Origin of the sequence: Haloimpatiens lingqiaonensis (assembly GCF_901447495.1) — a bacterium.
Taxonomy (GTDB): domain Bacteria; phylum Bacillota; class Clostridia; order Clostridiales; family Clostridiaceae; genus Haloimpatiens; species Haloimpatiens lingqiaonensis.
Genome location: NZ_CABDWS010000014.1, coordinates 1 through 21,841, shown reverse-complemented (window position 1 = coordinate 21,841; position 21,841 = coordinate 1). Strand labels below are relative to the sequence as shown.

At 31.2% G+C, this 21,841-nt stretch carries 11 protein-coding genes and 1 riboswitch; of the genes, 7 read left to right on the top strand and 4 right to left on the bottom strand.

Annotated features, from left to right (window positions below; genetic code table 11):
* Nucleotides 1-194: 194 nt before the first annotated feature.
* The 3 genes from FGK85_RS04355 (at nt 195) to FGK85_RS04345 (ending at nt 9,025) form a co-directional block, all read left to right on the top strand.
* Nucleotides 195-1,430 (top strand): MDR family MFS transporter, encoded by a 1,236-nt coding sequence (locus FGK85_RS04355; protein WP_138204079.1) that lies wholly within the window; start codon nt 195-197, stop codon nt 1,428-1,430.
* Between the two features lie 667 nt (nt 1,431-2,097).
* Nucleotides 2,098-3,168, top strand: coding sequence for a ribosome small subunit-dependent GTPase A (gene rsgA / locus FGK85_RS04350; protein WP_138204077.1), 1,071 nt, complete (start codon nt 2,098-2,100; stop codon nt 3,166-3,168).
* Between the two features lie 1,093 nt (nt 3,169-4,261).
* A complete protein-coding gene (locus FGK85_RS04345) occupies nt 4,262-9,025 on the top strand; it encodes a S8 family serine peptidase (RefSeq protein ID WP_138204075.1) in 4,764 nt (1,587 codons plus the stop codon).
* Nucleotides 9,026-9,074: 49 nt separating this feature from the next.
* On the opposite strand, the gene FGK85_RS04340 is transcribed toward FGK85_RS04345, so the two are convergent.
* Nucleotides 9,075-12,518, bottom strand: coding sequence for a pyruvate carboxylase (locus tag FGK85_RS04340; RefSeq protein WP_279232900.1), 3,444 nt, complete (start codon nt 12,516-12,518; stop codon nt 9,075-9,077).
* 760 nt (nt 12,519-13,278) lie between these two features.
* Here FGK85_RS04340 and FGK85_RS04335 point away from each other — a divergent pair.
* The 4 genes from FGK85_RS04335 (at nt 13,279) to FGK85_RS04320 (ending at nt 18,620) form a co-directional block, all read left to right on the top strand.
* On the top strand, nt 13,279-13,845 hold the full coding sequence (locus FGK85_RS04335; protein ID WP_138204073.1) for an amidase domain-containing protein: 567 nt from the start codon (nt 13,279-13,281) through the stop codon (nt 13,843-13,845).
* 1,842 nt (nt 13,846-15,687) lie between these two features.
* Nucleotides 15,688-16,371, top strand: coding sequence for a hypothetical protein (locus FGK85_RS04330; protein WP_138204071.1), 684 nt, complete (start codon nt 15,688-15,690; stop codon nt 16,369-16,371).
* 265 nt (nt 16,372-16,636) lie between these two features.
* Nucleotides 16,637-17,575 (top strand): dipeptidase, encoded by a 939-nt coding sequence (locus tag FGK85_RS04325; RefSeq protein ID WP_138204069.1) that lies wholly within the window; start codon nt 16,637-16,639, stop codon nt 17,573-17,575.
* A 334-nt stretch (nt 17,576-17,909) separates the two neighbouring features.
* Nucleotides 17,910-18,017, top strand: a riboswitch (THF riboswitch).
* 51 nt (nt 18,018-18,068) lie between these two features.
* A complete protein-coding gene (locus FGK85_RS04320) occupies nt 18,069-18,620 on the top strand; it encodes a folate family ECF transporter S component (RefSeq protein WP_138204068.1) in 552 nt (183 codons plus the stop codon).
* A gap of 510 nt (nt 18,621-19,130) precedes the next feature.
* Here the strand turns inward: FGK85_RS04320 and FGK85_RS04315 are convergent.
* From FGK85_RS04315 to FGK85_RS04305, 3 genes are all read right to left on the bottom strand, one after another.
* On the bottom strand, nt 19,131-19,853 hold the full coding sequence (locus FGK85_RS04315) for an amino acid ABC transporter ATP-binding protein (RefSeq protein WP_138204066.1): 723 nt from the start codon (nt 19,851-19,853) through the stop codon (nt 19,131-19,133).
* A complete protein-coding gene (locus FGK85_RS04310; protein ID WP_138204064.1) occupies nt 19,846-20,526 on the bottom strand; it encodes an amino acid ABC transporter permease in 681 nt (226 codons plus the stop codon). Before FGK85_RS04310 ends, FGK85_RS04315 begins: the two co-directional genes overlap by 8 nt.
* Before the next feature lie 74 nt (nt 20,527-20,600).
* Nucleotides 20,601-21,413, bottom strand: a complete 813-nt coding sequence (locus FGK85_RS04305) for a transporter substrate-binding domain-containing protein (RefSeq protein ID WP_138204062.1) — start codon at nt 21,411-21,413, stop codon at nt 20,601-20,603.
* Nucleotides 21,414-21,841: the final 428 nt, after the last annotated feature.

The following is a 21,841-nucleotide window of genomic DNA, read 5'->3' as shown; positions in this document are numbered from 1 at the left end:
ATGGTTATCCAGGGACGTAGCTGCCGTTATCTCCCACTTTGTTAGAAGTGGGAGTGTTACGGCAGGTAAGTCTCTGGATAAATCTAGAGAAGGGGTGGACATCAAAATTTAGCATGGGGATAAATCTATTTAAAGGATTATGAAAACAATTAAGATTACTAAAATTTTTTATGCACAAAAAGGGGGAAATTAAAATGAATTATTTAAAGAAACTTTTGGAACCATACAAGGGACTGCCCAGGGAGGTGTATGTAATATTTGCATCTAAAATTATAAATGCTATGGGATGCTTTGTAGGACCACTTATGACACTTATTTTAACTAAAAAAATAGGACTTTCAACGGAATTAGCAGGAGTCTATATGAGTATATCGGGAGTTTTATTTATGCCCACAGGGGTAATTGGTGGTAAGCTTGCTGATACCATTGGAAGAAAGAAAATGATAATTATATTTGAAGGTTTATCTTGTTTTTTATATATAGTATGTGGATTTATGAAACCTACAATATATATGGTTTATGTGCTTATGGCAGCAGGAGCAGTTATGGGATTTGCAGGACCTGCCCATGATTCTATAATAGCTGATTTAACAGAACCAAAGAATAGAAATGCAGCTTATGCCCTTGATTATATGGGATGGAACATAGGATTTGCTGTAGGTCCTATACTAGGTGGACTTTTATTTGAGAATCATCTTAAATGGGTGTTTATAGGAGACGCATTAACAGCACTTATTGGTTTATCACTTATATATTTCTTCGTTAATGAAACTATTCACCTTACCAAAGAAGATATAACTGATGAAAGCAGAAAGCTTGAAAAGAAAGAAGAGGGATCTATATTTAAAGTTTTATGGAATAGAAAAATTTTATTATATTTTGCTATTATAACTTTTGGATACAATTTTGTTTATAACCAATGGGGATTTATGTTCCCTCTACAAGTTTCACAAGCTTATGGGGAATTAGGATCAAAATATTATGGATACTTGGCTAGTTTTAACGGAATTGTAGTTATGATTATGACTCCAGTAATTACAAAAATATTAAATAAAACAAAAAATTTAACTAGCATAGTATATGGGGGACTTTTTTACACTATAGGTTTTGGAATGCTTGGCTTAGTAAATAACATGACATTTTTCTTCATATCTGTTTTTGTATTTACTATAGGAGAAATAGTTTTGTCTATAAGTGTTATGCCATTTATAGCTAACCATACTCCTATTTCTCACAGAGGAAGAATGAGTGGAGTGCTTCCACTTATAATGGGCCTTGGATATATAGTAAGCCCTGTGGTTATGGGGAAAGTTTTAATGTATATAACCATTCAAAAGGCTTGGCTTATACTAGGAGCAGTGGCACTTATATCTTCTATGTTTATGAGAACACTTAAGAGATTAGAAGACAATAGCGCAGAAGAAGCATAAGAAAATTGTGACGGAGTCACAATTTTCAGTGGGCTAGTGTGCCAAAATTAGTGGGCTAGTGGGCTAGAATGCTAGTGTGCTAGTTAGGGAGGATTTTCCTCCACTACGTTACGGAAAATCTTTAATTTATAAATAGAAAAGGGTCATAATATTTTTTAGGCGGAGCCGTTCGTTTAGGCACCAGCTCCTAAATGATTTAGTGGCAATTATTGATTTTTAGACATAGTTATATTTAGGTACTAGGTTCTAAGTACTAGAAGAAAAGTGCTTGTATTAAAATAGTGGATAAATTTTAATATATTTTGCCGTAAGGCTCTGGTTTGCATGAGACTTAAATATATTTACTAAAAATGAAATATATGTTGTTTTTTAAATGTTTTAGTTGTATAATGAATTTATGTTATTTTTATGAATTTTGAAAGGAGTGATGTCTTATGAAAAAAATTAGAGAATATTTATTAACAAAAAAATTCATAGGGGCTACTCCTTGGAAAAATTACCATTTATCCATTAATGATTAATTTATGTTTGGATTATTATGAAATATAAAATCTAATACATATGATTTTCATATTATTATTGTGTATATTACCCTGGAGTGGCAAAGTAAAGACTTCAGGGTATTTTTATGCCCTAAATACACTATTATAGTATGGAGGAATGGAATTTGAGTAAATTTAATTTAAAAGAATTGGGATTAAAGGATAATACAATAAAAGAGTTTGAAAGTTTATATGAGGGTATGTATTTAGGTAGAGTGGTTTGTGAGCAAAAGAATTATTATAAAGTCATTACAGAAAAAGGAGTTATAAGTGCTAAAGTTTCAGGTAAGATAATGTATAACGCCTGCAGTATAGCTTCCTATCCAGCGGTGGGAGATTGGGTAGCTATGGATAGAGATGAGGACGCGCAAGGAGAGGCTATAATTCATGGGACACTTGAAAGATATAGTAAATTTTCAAGAAAAACTGTTGGACCTAAAGATGATGAGCAAATAATAGCTGTAAATATAGATACTGTATTTATAACCATGTCTCTTAATAATAATTTTAATTTGAGAAGACTTGAGAGATATATAAGTACCGCATGGGAGAGTGAAGCAGAGCCTGTTGTACTGCTTACCAAGGCTGATTTATGTGAAGATTTAGAGGAGAAGTTATTGGAAGTTTCAAAGGTAGCAATAGGTGTAGATATATTAGTGGTGAGCAGCTTGACTAATGAAGGTATAGATAAAGTTAAGGAATATATTACTAATGGTAAAACAGTGGCGTTTATAGGTTCATCTGGTGTTGGAAAGTCCACTCTTATAAATAAATTTCTTGGATATGAAAAGATGAAGGTTTCAGAAATTAGAGAAAGTGATGGAAAGGGAAGACATACCACTACTTATAGAGAACTAATAGTGATTCCTCAAGGAGGAGTGGTTATAGATACTCCTGGCATGAGAGAACTTCCTATTATGGATATAGAAGATGGAATAGAAAGTGCTTTTAGGGATATAGAAGAATTGACCATTCAGTGTAAGTTTGGAAACTGCACTCACGATGGAGAGCCTGGTTGTGCTGTTAAAGAAGCTATTAGTAAAGGAGTAATATCTGAGGAGAGATATAAAAGTTATATTAAACTTAAAAAAGAAGCAGAGTTCATGGCAAAAAAGGAAAAGACAAAAAAGCTTAAGGAATCTAAAAAAGGTAGAATAAAGAAAAGTGGTAAAAAAGATTTTGTAGAAATAATATAATTTTTACAAGGTATATTATTAATTCAACTTTCGTAGTTATAAAATAAAAATATAAAATTTAAAATGAAGAATAAAGCTTTTTTAGAAATTAACTATAATTCTTAGTTTGTAGATAAGAAAAGGTGAAAAAGAAGTAAGAGGTAAAAGGTAAGAAGTAAGAGTTAAGGATAAAACTCAAGGAGTTTTTTTATAATTAATTTGTGAATAGTAAGAAGTAATAGGTGTAGTAAAAATTTAGCTTTACTAAATTTTTTTAAGAATTCTTACTTAAAGGTTCGATAAGTCCGCGGACCGATAGGTCGCAAAAATAGCTATACTTTCACCTACACTCAGCGGGCTTACGCCCAAAACACTTTTTAAGTGATAACCTTCTGACTTTTTACCTAGTAGTTCTTACTTTTTCACTCTTACTTATTACTTTCTTACCTATTCCCCATTACTTATCTACACGTTACTATTCACCTAACAATTAAAATTATATATTCTTATATATAAATTCTAATCATATCTACGTATTTAGACTGGCTACCGCCAATAAAAGATTTTTTAAGCCCTTAAAAAGAAAAGGTATAACCACTTCATTTAATGAATCAATTATACCTTTTCCCACTATACCATTGCTTATATTTAATTAAAGATTTTCCGTAACGCAGTGGAGGAAAATCCTCCTTTCCTAGCACCTAGCACCTAGTACCTAGTACCTAATCTCTTAATTCTTACCTTCTATACAAATTCTAATTTATGGCGAGTATTCTACTTGGAGATAAGGGGAAAAGTAGTTTGTATTTTATAAATAAAAAAAGTTTAGTGGTTGAATAATAGTCTATATCCATGGAATTATCTGAATAAACACAATATTCTTACATGGGAATAAAATTAATATTATGAAATAATTGAAAAGTAGTATTTTGTGTGATAAAATATATAGAAATAAGTGGTATTAATATAAGTACATGTAATGAAATAAAATGTATATAATAGTAATTATGGGGATGTATGTAGTTTATTGGGGCAATATTAAACTATGATTAATTTTTTAATAAGGTTATTTAATATGCCTTATTGAAAATTAAATAATAAAAGGGGGGTTACTATGAAAAGAAAGAATCAAAAATTGTTGTCATTGTTTGTTATAGCAATGATGATAGTTTCCTTTGTGTCTGGGTTTGAAACTAAAGAAGTAAAAGCCCTAGATAATGCAAAGGCAGCAGAAGTGTTATCTTCTAATCCGTTGAGGGTTAAGTACTCAGAAAAAGACATTGAGAACTTTATGAAATCCAAGCGCGGAAGTGAGTTTGTTTTTAATGAAAACAAACCACTAACTCGAAGACCTGAAGAGACAGTCAGAGTTGTTGTGCAATTAAAGGACAAACCTTTATTAGAAAAAGGGACTAAAGGATTAAGTTCCATTCAAAGCACACAAAAATCTGTAAAATCGAAAGTTGCAGAATTAGAAGGGGCTAAAATTAGAAATAGTTATACTAAAGTTTTAAATGGCTTTAGTATGATGGTTAAAAAAAGTGAAATTTATAAGATTAAAGCTTTACCAGAGGTAAAAAGCGTAACTTTAGTTAATAAATATTATCCAGATATGACATCTGCAAAAACTTTAACTCAAGCTTACGAAGCCTATGGTTCTTCTTATGGTTATAATGGACAAGGTATGGTAGTATCCATTATAGATACTGGTATAGATTATACTCATAAGGATATGAAGCTTACAGATCCTTCAAAAGCAAAATTACAATCAAAAAGCTCAGAAGGAGTTGGAAAATATTTCACAGACAAAGTGCCTTATGGTTATAATTTTGCTGAACAAAATTATAATGTAATAGATACTGGAAGCATGCATGGAATGCACGTTGCTGGTATAGTAGGTGCAAATGGAGACAAAGAAGCAGTAGACAAAAGAGAAGCTATACAAGGTGTAGCTCCAGAATGTCAATTGCTTGCTATGAAAGTATTTGCTAATGATCCTGAAATAGGTGGGGCATATTCAGATGATATAATAGCAGCTATTGAAGACTCAGTTAAACATGGGGCAGACGTTATAAATATGAGTCTTGGTTCTAATTCAGGATTTCAAGAATCAGATGAACCAGAACAAAAGGCAATAAAAAATGCTACTGAAAGTGGAGTAGTTGTGGTAGTGTCTGCAGGAAACTCTCAATACAACACAGCGCCATATAAATTTAGCGAATTATATGATACAGGAGTAGTAGGATCACCTGGTATTGCTAAAGAATCTTTACAAGTAGCTTCTTATGAGAATACTAATATAATGTTATTCAATATGGAGTATACTAGTGCAAGTGGCAATGGAAGTTATACCTATGAAGTAAATAATGTAAATCCATCAGAAGTTCTTAAAGGTGAATTTGAATTGGTGGATTGTGCATATGGTAAGGAATCAGATTTTGAAGGCAAAGATGTTAATGGAAAAATTGTATTAGCTCAAAGAGGAGAGCTTACTTTTGCTGAAAAAGAAGTAAATGCTCAAAAAGCAGGTGCAAAGGCTATAATTATTTATAACAATAGAGCTGGTTATATTGGAGGCATGTTCGTAGATGATGCAGTTAATATTCCAGTTATAGGAATGACAGAGGCTGATGGAAAAGCTCTTAAGGAAAAAGCTTCTTCAGGGCTAAAGGTTAAATTCTCTGGAACGTTGACTTCATTAGATAACACAGATAAAAATGATATGTCTGATTTTACTTCTTGGGGTCCAGCTCCAAATTTAGAATTTAAACCTGAAATATCAGCTCCAGGCGGAAATATATGGTCAACTGTTAACAATAATAAATATGAGAATATGTCTGGTACATCTATGGCAGCACCTCATACATCAGGAGCTGAAGCATTAATATTACAAGGAATAAAGAAAAATTATCCAAGCTTAACAGGAAAGGAATTAGTAGATTTTGCAAAAACTACATCTATTAATACTGCAAAAACTATTATGGATAAACAACACACAGAAGTACCTTATTCTCCAAGAAGACAAGGTGCAGGATTAGTTCAGATAGTAGATGCTGTAAACAATGGTGTAACAGTAAAAGATGATAGAGGAAATGCAGCAGTAGCCTTAAAGGAAATAGGTAAAACTACTACCTTTGCTTTAAATTTAAAGAACTACAAAGACAAACCTATTACTTTTGATTTAAGTGATATAGGTGGAGTTTTAACTGAACAAAGTGAGACTATAGAGAGCATGTCTTATGATGTAAAAATTAAGGATGCTAAAGTTTCTTTTGATAATACTAAAGTAACAGTTCCAGCTAATGGAACCGCAAAAGTAAATGTAACAATTAATTTACCAGATGATCTTGCAAAAGAAATCTTTGTAGAAGGATTTATTAAATTAAAATCTACTGAACCTAAAGACAATCCAGATTTAGTAGTTCCATATATAGGTTTCCACGGAAAATGGGATACACAAGATGTTATAGATAAACCTATATGGGACGAGAATGCATATTTTGGAAGCACAAGAATGCTTTCATTGGATGAAAATGGAGAAGATCTTTATTATTTAGGTTATGATGGAAAAGATGAAGATGGAAATCCTATTATAAAGTCTGAGAAAATTGCTATTTCTCCTAATGGGGATAACTTAAATGATAATATATATCCATTCTTAGGCTTCTTAAGAAATGCTAAATCTATGCAAGTTAGAGTATTAGACAAGGATAAAAAGTTAGTAAAACAGTTATTAACTACTAATGATATAAGAAAAAATGTTATTTCAGATCCAAACGACCCAGGATATAGACATGATATGAGCTGGATGTGGGATGGAAAGATTTACGACCCATCTACAGGTAAAATGGGAGTAGTTGAAGATGGTCAATATTATCTTGATTATGTAGCAAAAGTAGATATAGACAACGCTAGAGAAAGTCATGTTACAGTTCCAGTAAAGATAGACACTGTAGATCCAAATGTAGAAATAATATCTGCAACAAAATCAGATGATTCTAATTATAAATTACAGTGGAAAGTAACAGATGAATTATCTGGGGATGGCCAATTCTCTATGGTTTATTTAAATGGTAAGAAACAAGATAGTTCAAAAATATCAGTAGACGAAAATGGAATATATAGTTGTGATTTGCAACTAAAAGAAAAGGCAGCTAATTCTATAGCTATAGCTGCATTAGATAATGCATCTAATATTGGCGTTAAAGAGACAACAGTTGTACAAGGTAATCCAGCATTTAATCTAAAATTTGATAATTTATCCTCTAGAATGAGTGTAAATCAGAAGGATTTAACTATAACTGGTTCTGTAGGATATGTGCCAAAGGTATTTAAGATAAATGATAAGGATGTTGAGATAAACAAAGACTTAACTTTCTCAATGGATGTTACTTTTGAGGAAGGAAGAAACCTTGTAAAGATATATGCTGAAGATTTTGATGGCGAAAAGCTATGTGATTTTTCATACAAGGTAGATTGTGACACTATAGCTCCTGTACTTGATATTACATCTCCTAAGATTACAGAGGATAGCAAAGCGTATGTTAATACAGACACTGTTAAGGTTACAGGAAAAGTATCAGACAATACCTATGGATACAAACTATATGTTAACGGAGAACAAAAAATAGAAGTGGCTATAGATGGCCAAATGGGTAAAGATGTAACAGAAAGAACTTTTGATTATGATGTTCCTGTTACTAATAACTCTTTCTTAGAAATAAAAGCTGTAGATTTATTTGGTCATGAAACTGTTAAGAATGTTAATGTAGTAGTGGACAAAGCTGCTCCAGTTATTACAGTAACAGGCGTAGAAGATGGAAAAGTTTATAATAAAAATGTAATAGCAAAAATTACTGCTGACAAAAAAGCTAACATTACTGCAACTCTTGATAAAAAGGAATATAATGGAGAAGAAATCAGTGCAGAGGGAGCTCACGAATTGGTAGTAACTGCTACAGATTTAGCAGGAAATACTTCAACCTATAAGGTTAATTTTACAATTGATAAGACTAACCCAGTAATAACAGTTGCTGGTGTAGAAAATGGCAAAGCATACAACAGTAACGTTATAGCAAAAGTATCTTGTAATGAAGAAGCAAAAGTTACTACAACTCTTGATGGAAAAGCATACAATGGAGAAGAAATTACTACAGAGGGATCTCATGAGTTAATAGTAAAAGCTGTAGATTTAGCGGGAAATACTTCAGAATATAAGGCTAACTTTACAATTGACAAGACTAAACCTGTAATAACAGTAACAGATGTAGAAGATGGCAAATTATATAATGGAGATGTTACACCAAAAATCACAGCAAGTGAAGATGCAACAGTAACATTAACTCTTAATGGTAAGGAATATAAGGGAGAAAAGATTACTGAAGAAGGTATTCACGAATTAGTAATAAAAGCTGTAGATTTAGCAGGAAATACTTCTGAATTAAAGATGAACTTTATCATTGATAAAACTTACCCAGTGATAACAGTAACAGGAGTAGAGGATGGCAAAGTATATAATAATAAAGTAACTCCTGTAGTTAAATGTGATGACGATACAGCTAAAGTTATAGCAACACTTAATGGAAAGAACTATGATGGTAAAGAAATAGCTTCAGCAGGAGACTATACTTTAATAATAACTGCAAAGGATTTAGCAGGAAATACTTCTTCAGAAACTATTAAATTTAGCATAAAAGCATCATCAGCAAGTGGTTCTAACAACACTTCAGATAATAATGCTAATACAAATAATAATACAAATTCTAATAATAAATTAGTTCAAACTGGTGGCAGAATGAACGCACCTTTATTAATAGCTATAGGTGGAATTTTAATAGCTTGTGGATTTGTATTTCTTAGAAGAAGAAAAAGAGCATAAATAAAATTAAAAGTGGACAGCTAATTTAATTAGCTGTCCTTTTTAATTTTTATTTTTTAATTTTTAATTTAATTAGCATTTCGCCAGATTTAACTTGTTGGGCCTTAGATACATGGATGGATTCCACTATGCCTGAAACAGGGGAGGTAATTATAGTTTCCATTTTCATAGCTTCAATAACTACTAAGTTTCCGTTTTCCTTTATTTCGTCTCCCTCTTTAACAAGTATATCTAAAATAGTTCCAGGGATGCTGGCACCTATTTCGTTTTTGTTTTCTGGGTTAGCCATTAAAACCTCAGAAGTTTCCTTTAATTCTGCTCTTGTTTTATCCTTTATCTTAATTTCACGTCTATTGCCGTTTACTTCAAATATTAAGGTTCTAAAACCTTCTTTGTTTAGCTTTGTAATTTCTAAAAGCCTTACTACTAATATTTTGCCTTCAGCTAATTTGATTTCACAAGTTTCCCCTTCACTTAAGCCGTGGAAGTATATATCACTACCTACGTTACTTAAGTCACCATTTTCTTTTATATATTTTACATAGGCTTCAAATACGTCTGGATATAGGGCGTAGCTTATAATATCTTGCTTTGTTGGCTCCAAGCCTAATTTTTCTTTAAGGTGTTTTTCTATTTTACTAAAGTCTTCAGATGGTAAAAGTTCTCCTGGTCTGCAGGTTATAGGTTCTTCTCCCTTTAACACCATCTTTTGAAGCTCCTTTGGAAAACCATGCTCTGGTTGACCCATCATACCTTTAAAATAGGATACAGCTGAGTCTGGGAAAGACAAGTTTGAAGCCTTTTCTAAAATATTTTCAGGAGTTAAATTATTTTGCACCATGAATATAGCCATATCACCTACCATTTTGGAGGATGGAGTTACCTTAACTATATCACCTACCATGGAATTAACTCTTTTATACATTTCTTTTACTTCCCCAAATCTGTGGCCAAGACCGAAACTTTCTACTTGAGGTTTTAAGTTAGAGTATTGTCCCCCTGGAATTTCGTATTTATATATTTCTGTAGATCCAGATTTTAATCCAGATTCAAAAGAAGTATAAACAGGTCTTACAGCAGACCAATAATTTGATATCTTTTGTATATCACCAAGGTTAATGCCCGTATCTCTCTTAGTGTTTTCAAGGGCAGCCACTATAGAATTTAGAGATGGCTGACTTGTAAGTCCTGCCATGCTATCGATGGCTGTATCTACTATATCAACTCCTGCCTCTGCTGCTAGTAAGGCTGTAGCTACACCATTTCCTGTAGTGTCATGAGTGTGCAGATGAATAGGAATACTTATTTCTTCTTTAAGGGCCTTTATAAGTTTAAAGGCAGCATAAGGCTTCAATAGGGCAGACATATCCTTTATGCCCAGTATGTGAGCACCCATTTTTTCTATCTCTTTAGCTTTTTTAACGTAGTAGTCTAATGTATATTTATCCCTAGAGTTATTCAGTATATCTCCAGTGTAGCATATACAGCATTCAGCTACTTTCCCTTGTTTTAATACTTCATCTAAGGCTACTTCCATACCTTTAAGCCAGTTTAGAGAGTCAAATATTCTAAATATATCTATGCCTGCATTTGCAGATTCTTTTATAAATTCTCTTATAACATTGTCAGGATAGTTTTTATATCCTACAGCATTGGCTCCTCTTATAAGCATTTGGAAAAGTACGTTAGGAGATTTTTCTCTTAATTTTTTAAGTCTTTCCCATGGGGATTCCTTTAAAAATCTATAGCATACGTCAAAGGTAGCGCCTCCCCACATTTCAAGAGAAAATAAATCTTTACCTAAGTAGGAAGTGGCATCGGCTATTTTAACCATGTCTACCGTTCTCATTCTAGTAGCCATAAGCGACTGATGAGCATCTCTCATAGTGGTGTCTGTTAAAAGCAGTTTATCCTGTGCTTTTATCCAATTAACTAATCCTTCAGGACCTTTTTCTAAAAGTATATTTCTCGTACCTTTTAAATCTTTAACTTCAGGTATTATAGGAACTACAGGCACATCAAAGGATTTCTTTACACCATGAGTTTCATTAACTACTTTTTCTCCTATAAATTTTAGAAGGTTGTATTCTTCATCAGCTTTAGCGGTAGTTATAAATAAATCAGGATTTTCTCCTATGAAATTAGTAGTACAAAGACCCTTTTGGAAAGTAGGGTGATTTAATACATTTATTAAAAAGTCCACATTGGTTTTTACTCCAGATATTTTAAGTTCTTTTACAGAACGAAGGGATTTTCTAACAGTATCCTTAAAAGTTCTGGAATAAGCTGTAGTCTTAACTAGTAAGCTATCATAATAAGGACTTATTACTGCTCCTGTAAATCCGTTTCCCCCATCTAGTCTTATACCAAAACCAGAACCAGTTCTGTATACATCAATTTTACCTGTGTCTGGGGCGAAATTATTAGATGGATCTTCAGTAGTTATTCTGCATTGAATAGCATATCCATTAGTTTTTATAGAATCTTGAGATGGTAATCCTATTTCTTCAGAATCTAAAGTATATCCTTGAGCTATAAGGATTTGGCTCTGAACAATGTCTACTCCAGTTATTACTTCTGTTACAGTATGCTCCACCTGAATTCTAGGGTTCATTTCTATAAAATAGTGATTTCCCTTGCTATCTAAAAGGAATTCTAGTGTACCAGCTCCTCTGTAATTAACGCTTCTAGCTATTTTAAGAGCATCTTCACAAATTTCCTGTCTCTTTTCCTCTGAAAGAGATAGTGATGGAGCAAATTCAATAACCTTTTGGTGACGTCTTTGAATAGAACAATCTCTTTCAAAAAGGTGAACAATATTTCCGTATTTGTCTCCAAGAACTTGCACTTCAATATGCTTTGGATTTTCTAGATATTTTTCTATAAATATATCATCTATACCGAAGGCTTTTTTAGCTTCGTTTTTGGCACTTCTGAAGGAAGAAATTAAGTCTTTTTCCTCTTTTACAATTCTCATACCTCTTCCACCGCCACCAGCTGCTGCTTTAAGCATAACTGGATATCCGCAGAAATTTGCAAACTCTAGAGCCTGTTCTTCAGTTTTTATAGGCTCTTCTACTCCAGGTATGGTAGGAACTGAAACCTTTTGAGCTACTAACTTAGATTTTATCTTATCACCCATTTGTTCCATCATGAAGGCGGTAGGCCCTATGAATTCAATTCCAGCTTCTTCACACTTCCTGGCAAATTCAGGATTTTCCGAAAGAAATCCATAACCAGGGTGAATAGCATCTACACCTTTTTTAAGAGCCAGATTTATAATTTCATCTATATTTAAATATGCATCAACAGGATTATTGTTTTTTCCTATTTGATATGATTCATCAGCTTTAGTTCTAAAAAGAGAACACTTATCTTCATTTGAATAAATTGCTACAGTTCGAATATTTAATTCGCTACATGCTCTGAATATTCGTATAGCAATTTCCCCTCTATTTGCCACAAGAATTCTTTTGAAGTTTTTAATTGACATATTAGCACCTCACTTATATATGAAATATATTAAATCATATAAATTCATTTTTAACGTATGGTAACATTATATGATACATATATGTATAATGCAATGCAATTTTTTTAAAAAAATAATTCTTTTTAATGAAATTTATTAGATTTAGCTAAAATTTATAAATAGTAGGGAATAAAACTAATAGTATAGCACAATTAATTTTTAATAAATATTAATAAAACACTGTAACTTAATTAATGTATATTAAATATAAATATAGTATAGTAATTTGTTTTGCAATATAGTAATTGATTTATCTGCACATTAAAATTTAAAAATCATAAGATAATATATAAATTGCATGAGGTAAGTATATATTATTGCAATTTAGATATAAAATTATAATTTTTTATAAAATATAAATTTAAGAAATTCTATTAGCAAGTTCAACATTTAATTTAAAGAGTACATTAAAGACTATAGTTCTAATTTTTTTATTTATCTAATGTACAGCTTAAAATTTATCCAGAGACTTACCTGCCGTAACACTCCCACTTCTAACAAAGTGGGAGATAACGGCAGCTACGTCCCTGGATAACGATCTCTAACCTTCAGTTGGAGTAAAAACTCCATCTGAAGCTAAGAGCTCCGTTTATGTACCAAAGTTCAGTATTAAGGCTTTTAAACGAAGTTATATGCTTTTGCAAAAGTGAAACCATAGTATTATTATTGTTAATTTGTACTGTAATTACACCGATTTTAAATAAAAAAGGAGGAATAAAGTATGCCAAGCACAGGGTATGATAGAATGGCAGCTAAGGAATATGCAGAAAAATATGCTTTAAGTCCTAATTTGAAAGATTATCCATATTATAAAAGTGATGACTGTACAAATTTTGTATCTCAAGTTTTGAAAGCTGGAGGAATGCAGGAAATAGGAAGCCAATGGGATAACTTCAATTCATGGTTTTGCAGAACTAAATATGAAAAAGAATTAAAAAAAGTTGCAATTACTTGGAGAGCAGCTAGATATTTTATGAGACATTGGGGCAATGAAGATGGCATGGGTGACAATAGAGCATATGGTTTTTACAGAATAACTCCAGAGGAAGCCATATCAAATTTTTTGACTATATACAATAATTTTGATGTTGGAGATGTGATTCAATATGGCAATCCATTACCTTATCATACTCAAGTAATTCATAATAAAGTTTTTAACCCATTTATGGGTCAATACGATTTTTTTGTAGCTCAGCATACGGTTAATAGACTGAATGTATCCCTTTATGGATATATATTAAAGCTTTTAGGTAAAGACAATATTTACATTTATTTATACAAACTATAAGAAATTTGTGACGGAAATGGCATAGGAAAAATCTGCTTTTAAGTCCACAATAAATATATTTTTTTAGACTGTTCGCAGTACGCTAAGAAATTCTAATGTTTTCAAATTTGAATTCCCTAAAGCTTTCAAACTCACTCGTTCCTCGTTCAGGCAATGAAAGCTTCTTAACGGGTATTCAAATTTGAAAACAAAGAATTTCTAAAGCTAGCTCAATAGTCGAAAAAAATATATTTATTGTTCCCTTAAAAGCAGATTTTTCAGGTCATGCGTATATCGTCACAGGGAGAGAAAAGCCTACTAAAGGATATTTCAGTGGGCTAGTGTGCTAGAGGGCCAAAATTAGTGTGCTAGTGTGCTAGAGGACCAGAGGGCTAGAGAAGGATAATTTTTCTTCATTACATTACGAAAAATTTTAGAATGTAAGAAAGATAGCCAGGCTAAATATATAAATATCAGATATCAGATATCAGATATCAAATATCAAATATCAATTAATGTGGATTTTCTTCATTTTATTCAGAAAATCTTTAATTTATCCGATGACTACCTGCCGTAACACTCCCACTTCTAACAAAGTGGGAGATAACGGCAGCTACGTCCCTAGATAACGAACTCTAACCTTCAGTTGGAGTAAAAACTCCATCTGAAGCTAAGAGTTCTGTTTATAAATAAAAAAGCGCTTATAATCTTTTAGGCGGAGCCTTTTGAAAAGTTATAGGATACTTATTAAAATAAAATAGTAATTAAAATTCGATTCATTTTGCCGTAAGGCAGTTGTTTGTATAAATCTTAGTTTGTAGAGAAAAAAAGGAAGAGATAAGTAAAAGGTAAGAAGTAATAGTTAAGGATAAAACTCAAAGAGTTTTTTATAATTAATTTGTGAATAAGTAAAAGATAATAGTTGTGGTAAAATAGCTATGCTTTTACTTAACCCATAAAACCGTAATAATCTTAATAAATAATTTCAAATTGCATTTTTATTTTAAGCTTTAACTAAAAGTAGATTATTCCAACCATTTTCTATAATAAGTATTTTATTATAAATCAGCTGGCTACGCCAAAAAAAATTTTTTAAGTGCCCAACTTCTGATTTTTTTACCTATTGGCTTGTTTTACTATTACATCTATTTAATTAAAGACTTTCCATAGCATAGTGAAGGAAAGTCTTCATTCACTATTACTTTTTACTTCTTCCACAAATTCTAATTTAAGAAATTCCATAGGAATTTCAACATTATTTGATATTTGATATTTGATATTTAATATTTAATATTTGTATATTTTCGCTGGCTATCGCCAATAAAAGATTTGTTAAGCCCTAAAAGAAAAAGTATAACCACTTCATTTAATGAATCAGTTATACCTTTTCCCACTATACTATTTATTTAATTAAAGATTTTCCGTAACGCAGTGGAGGAAAATCCTCCTTTAGTAGACCGTTCTCTCCCGTGACCATATATGCATGAACTGAAAAATTTGATTTTAATGGAGTGATAAATGTGAAATTTAGGACTATTGAACTAGCCTTAGAACTTCTTTATTTGTCCATTTAAAGCACCGTTAAGAAGTTTTCATTGCCTGAGCGAGGAACGAGTGAGTTTGAAAACTTTAGGGGCTTTAAATGGACAAATATTAGAAGTTCTTGGCGTATTGTTCAAGTCCAAAATTTCACATTTATCACGGAATTAAAATCAGATTTTTCCTATGCACTTACTTCACAACATATTCTTATTGGATTTTAAATAAAAACTCTTATGAAACTTATTGAGTTATAGTGTATTTAATATGTATAATATCTGTATATGGGGGAAGTTATTAATATATACTGGGAGATGGGGAGCATTGGACAGGATAATAAAAAAAGAGAATTTTATACATATAATGTTTATCTATATATTCCTTTGGATTTTTCACATTTGTACTTTGGGGGATAATAATTTTTATAAAACCTTTGGAAATAATATATTTCTTATAGTGGGTGAGTTTGTAGCTTGTAAACTTATGTTTATTGCTTACAAAAAAAGTATAGGTATAGAAAAAAGGTTTTGGCTTTTTATGTCATTATCTATAATTAGTTATTTTATAGGAGATTTAATTTGGATAGTAGTAGAATCATATACAGGAACTAATTTAACTTCCTTGGCTATATCGGATATTTTCTATTTAATGCAATATCCTTTAAGTATAATAGCTATATTGTATATTGTGTATAAAAGGAAAAGTAAATTTCTTACATTTCAAATGGTTATGGATATTTTCATAACAGTTATAGCTGTCTACAGTATAATTTGGTTTTTTATTATAGATCCTATTTATTCAGAAGTGGGTATGGGCTTTTTTAGAAAGGTTTCATTATTGGTAAATCCTATGGGAGATTTAGGGGTATTGCTTTCAGGATTATTTATGATATTATTGGCAAGAGATGCTTTCCCTAATAAGGTGATTTTTTTAATTATATCGGGGTTGCTTTTAGAGATATTTGTGGATTTATTATATTGTTATATTACATTGTTATATTACATTTAATAATATACCTATTTCTTTGGTATTTTTAGATCCATTTTGGGTTATGGCCTTATTGCTTATATCTTATTCGGCTATTGTATATGATGAAGTAATAGAAAATGGAGAAAAGGATCTTCTAGATGAAATGAAGAAAATCCACATTAATTGATATTTGATATTTATTATTTGATATTTATTATTTAGAATTGATATTTTCAATGGTTAGCTAATGTAAAATCTAAAAATTATATACAAAAATTTAGTTAATATATAGGGGGATGTGTAAATGAATTTAATTGATATGCACTGTGATACTATACTAAAAATGATGGACAGAGATGAAAAGTTTAATTTTGAAGAAAATCATTATGGTATAGATTTAAGTAAACTAAAGAAAGCTAATTCTATTGCGGAGTTTTTTGCTTGCTTTGTAGATCTAAAAGGGGATAAAGATCCATTGGAAAGGGCTCTAGACATGGTGGACAGATTTTATTTGGAGCTACATAAGCATGAAGAAACTATTGCCATTGCTAAGAATTATGAAGAGATAATGAAAAATATTAAAGAGGATAAAATATCAGCAATACTGACTATAGAAGGCGGGGAAGCTTTAAAGGGAAAACTTTCGAACTTAAGGAATTTCTACAAATTAGGAGTTAGACTTATAACCTTAACTTGGAATTATGAAAATGAAATAGGATATCCGGGATGTGTGGAAGAGTCTAGAGATAAGGGACTTACTGAGTTTGGAAAAGAACTAATAGTTGAAATGAATAAATTAGGCATGATAGTGGATGTATCTCATCTTTCTGATGGAGGTTTTTATGATGCTATAAAATATTCTAAAAAGCCAATAGTGGCATCTCACTCTAACGCTAGAGAAATTAAAGTTCACTCAAGAAATTTAACAGATCCTATGATAAAGCTTTTAGGCGAGAATGGTGGAGTTATGGGGCTTAATTTCTGTAACCCATTTTTATCTAGAGAAAAAGTAGCAACAGTTGAAGATATGGTTAGGCACATAAAACATATAGTTAATGTTGGAGGAATTGATGTAGCTGCAATAGGTACTGATTTTGATGGCATTGATAATCCGCCAGAGATAGGTCACATAGGAGAAATGGACAAACTATTAGATGCATTACATAAACATGGATTCTCAGAAGGAGACATAGAGAAAATTTTCTATAAAAATACTTTGAGAGTTATAAAAGAAGTTTTGTAAAATAAAAAATGAAAAATTAAGGATAAAACTCCTTTAGGAGTTTTTAAATATAAATTTAGGAAATTCTTAAAGGAGTTTTTGAAATTTATATTTAAGAAATTCCTTAGGAATTTGAAACTACATTGTAAATTTTAAATTCAAAAATAGTCTACAATTTAAAATTTATGCATGGAGGTTAGGTTAATATTTTTTAATGTATGAAAAAATTACTTGCATTATAAATTTAATTCAAACTTATAATGCAAGTAAAATTTCAAAAGTTAATAAAATTTAAAATATTATATACAATTTTTCAAATAATTGTGTTATAATATAAGTGAAAATAAAATATATGGGCAGAGTAGATATAAGAGCGTCAAGTGCTAGAGGATGGGAGGTTGTCTCTAGACGAAACTTTTTACCAGGGGTGAATAGTTACGATTCTTAAATCGCTTCCGCTGTCATAGAAGGTATAACCTCTATGTGGCATGTCCTGTTGTAGGAGGTTTTTTTTATGCAAAAAAAACAAGTATTTAACACAAAAACACTAGTTTATCTAGCAATGCTGGGCGCTATACAAATAGTGCTTACAAGATTTCTTTCAATTCAAACACCAATTATTAGAATTGGTTTTGGATTCATACCGTACATGCTTACAGCCATGTTGTTTGGACCAATAGTTGGTGGTATTTATGGAGTTGTAATAGACTTTGTAGGAGTAATGATTAACCCAGCTGGAGGAGCATATTTTCCTGGATTTTCATTAAGTGCATTTTTAGGAGCATTTGTTTATGGCATATTCCTATATAAAAAGCCTAAAAATCTTTGGAGAATGGCTGCATCAGTAATTATTGTAACTTTATTTGTGGACATGTTCCTAAATACTTTATGGCTAACAATGATAACAGGAAAGGCTGCTTATGCTATATTGGCTCCAAGGGCTATAAAAAATGCTATAATGGCAGTTATAAAAATAGTTACAATGTTAGCAGTGTGGAAGTCTGTAGGCAATTATATTGAACAAACATTTATACAAAAGGGTGAAACAAAAGTAACCCACGCGTAAAAGTATAAATTATATAAGGTTCAATTTATATAATATTAAAATTAAATAGTAAGCTAGTGTAAAAGAAGTGTTAAAAGAAAATGAAAAAACAAAGCAAACAGAACAAACAAAACAAGTAAAATAAATTAAATAATTTTGCTTGTGAAAAGAGAATTATACTTATGAGAAGAAATTTGTGATAAAAAACTTAAACAGATGATTAAGATAATATAGACACAAAAGGTAAAATAAAACAAAAGGAACGGTTAAAATTTACTCTTAATAAATTTTAACCGTTTTTTTATTATATTTGATCAGTGTAACTTACACCTACGTAATGAAATGGAGTGGGTGTTTCAATTATAAATAATGATAAAAAACTTGATATATAGGCATTTATAGTATCATAAAATAAAGGAAACTCCTACTTTGATACGCTAAGTAGGAGTAAGTTCCGTTAGCTAAATCAAGGATTTAGAGCGTCACTTAAATTCCAAATTATAGTTAAATTCTAAATGAGTTTTTACTTGCTTATAAAACTTTGCTTAAGAAATCTTTTGTTCTAGGGTGAGTTGGATTTGAAAAAATTTCTTTAGGATTTCCATCCTCTAATATTTTACCTTCGTCCATAAAGAATAGGCGTGTACCAACTTCTTTAGCAAATCCCATTTCATGAGTTACAACTATCATGGTCATTCCTTCTTTAGCCAAGGATTTCATGACATTTAAAACTTCTCCTACCATTTCTGGGTCTAGGGCGGAGGTTGGCTCGTCAAAAAGCATAACATCAGGATTCATAGCTAGGGCACGGGCAATAGCTATTCTCTGTTTTTGTCCACCAGATAGCTTATTAGGATATACGTTAGCTTTGTCCCTAAGACCAACTTTATCTAATAATTCTAAAGCTCTTTTTTCAGCAGCTTCCTTACTTAATTTCTTTACTTTTATTGGGGCTAGGGTTATGTTTTCTAAAACGGTCATATTAGGAAATAGATTAAATTGTTGAAAAACCATTCCCATTTTTTCGCGCATTTTATTTATATTATTATCCTTAGATAATATAGAATTTCCTTCAAATATAATATCTCCAGAAGAGGGTACTTCCAATAGATTAAGGCATCTTAAAAAGGTGCTTTTACCAGAACCGGAAGGTCCTATTACAACAACTACTTCACCTTTTTCTATGTGAGTATTTATTCCTTTTAATACTTCTAATTTGCCAAAATTCTTTTTTAAATCTAATACGTTAATCACTAGTAGCCATCCTCCTTTCAAATATGCTTAAAATCTTAGAAAGAGTAAATGTAAGTAGGAAATAAAGAACTGCAGCCACTAACAATGGTGCAAAAGCCTTAAAAGTATTTCCTCTTACGGTGTCAGCATTGTACATAAGTTCAGGAACTCCTATAATTGAAACTATAGAAGATTCCTTTATTACTGTTATAAATTCATTGCCAAGAGCTGGTAATATGTTTTTGAAAGCTTGAGGAATTATAACAGTTTTCATTGCCATAGCATTGGTTAGTCCCAAAGAACGAGCTGCTTCCATTTGACCTTTATTTACAGAGTTAATGCCGCCTCTTATTATTTCAGCCACATATGCAGTACTATTTATTGAAAGAGTTATTATACCAGCTAAAATATCAGATGCCTCACTGCCCATACCAGGTATAGTAGGAAGCGGAATTCCTATGCTAGGAAGTCCATAATATACTATAAAAAGTTGAACCATAATAGGGGTACCCCTGACAAATTCTATATAAGCAGTGGAAATAGTTTTTAAAATCTTATTATTAGATAATCGCATTAGTGCAATAAATATTCCAAATATAACGCCTAAAAATACAGTAAAAATGGAAATAAGCACTGTATTTTTTACTCCAGTTAGAAAAAAACCATAATATTGATATAAAAATGATAAATCCAATGTAGAAACCTCCTTTTACAATTTATGAGAAAATAAAGGCTAAGGAAGATCCCTAGCGCTTATTTTGGTATCAATTAATCTTGAAGTTCATTTGCTTTTATAACAAACTCATCTATTTTATTTTCCTTTTGAAGTTTATCTATAGTTTCGTTTAATGCTTTTACAAAATCAGCAGAGCCTTTTTTAACAGCTATAGCAGAACCGCCTTCTTCGTCTACTACTTTTATATTTGTAAGACCAATAGATTTATCATGGGCAGCATAAGCTTTTGCCACAGGTTCTTCCATAACTACAGCATCCACTTTATCAGTGTTAAGAGCTAGAATAAGGTCTGTAACCTTTGGAAGAGATTTAACTTTTGAATTTGGTATTTGAGTTTTAGCTATTTCTTCCTGAAGAGTACCCTTTTGAGCACCTATTCTAAGGCCTTCAAGTGATTCTAATGAAGTAAATTTGTCAGAATTCTCAGCTTTAACTATTATAGCTTGGCTTGCTTTGTAGTATATTTTTGAAAAGTCAACGCTTTTTGCTCTTTCAGCAGTTGGAGTCATGCTTGCCACGATAAAATCAATATTTCCAGAAGATAAAGCAGGTAAAAGTCCATCAAATTTCATATCTTTAATTTCTAATTCAACACCTAAATCTTTGGCAACAGATTTAGCGATTTCTATATCAAGTCCAACTATAGTATCTTTGCCATTGACTTCTTTGTGAAATTCATAAGGTGGGTAATCAGCACAAGTTCCAAGCACTATTTTTTTGTTTTGTTTAATTTTGTCTAAAGCAGAGCTGTTTTTTTCTGTAGATTTACCACAGGCTACTAGTGAAAAGCTCAATAATGTAGTCAGTGTTATTGATAATATACTTTTTAATTTTAATTTTTTCATTTGTAAATCCTCCCTCGTAAGTTTATCCGATGACTACCTGCCGTATACTCCCACTTCTAACAAAGTGGGATATAACGGCAGCTACGTCCCTGGATAACGATCTCTAACCTTCAGTTGGAATAGAAACTCCAACTGAAGGTTAGAGATCTGTTTATACATATGATTAATATGAAATTTAGTTTTTAATTTAGTTTTTTAGTTGAATTTGCAATTTGGCTTATAATTCGTAATATTTAGCATTAAGTGCATTTTTTAATAATATGCTGCATTCATTTGGCAATATTAAGTTTTAAGATAAAGCAAGTTTAAAGCTTGATTTTAAATTATAAAAATTAATTTAAAACCTATAACTGCATTTATTTTATCCATTTAATTTAGAATTTTAAATTATATACAGAGAATATTAATTAAATAACTATGTGCATATT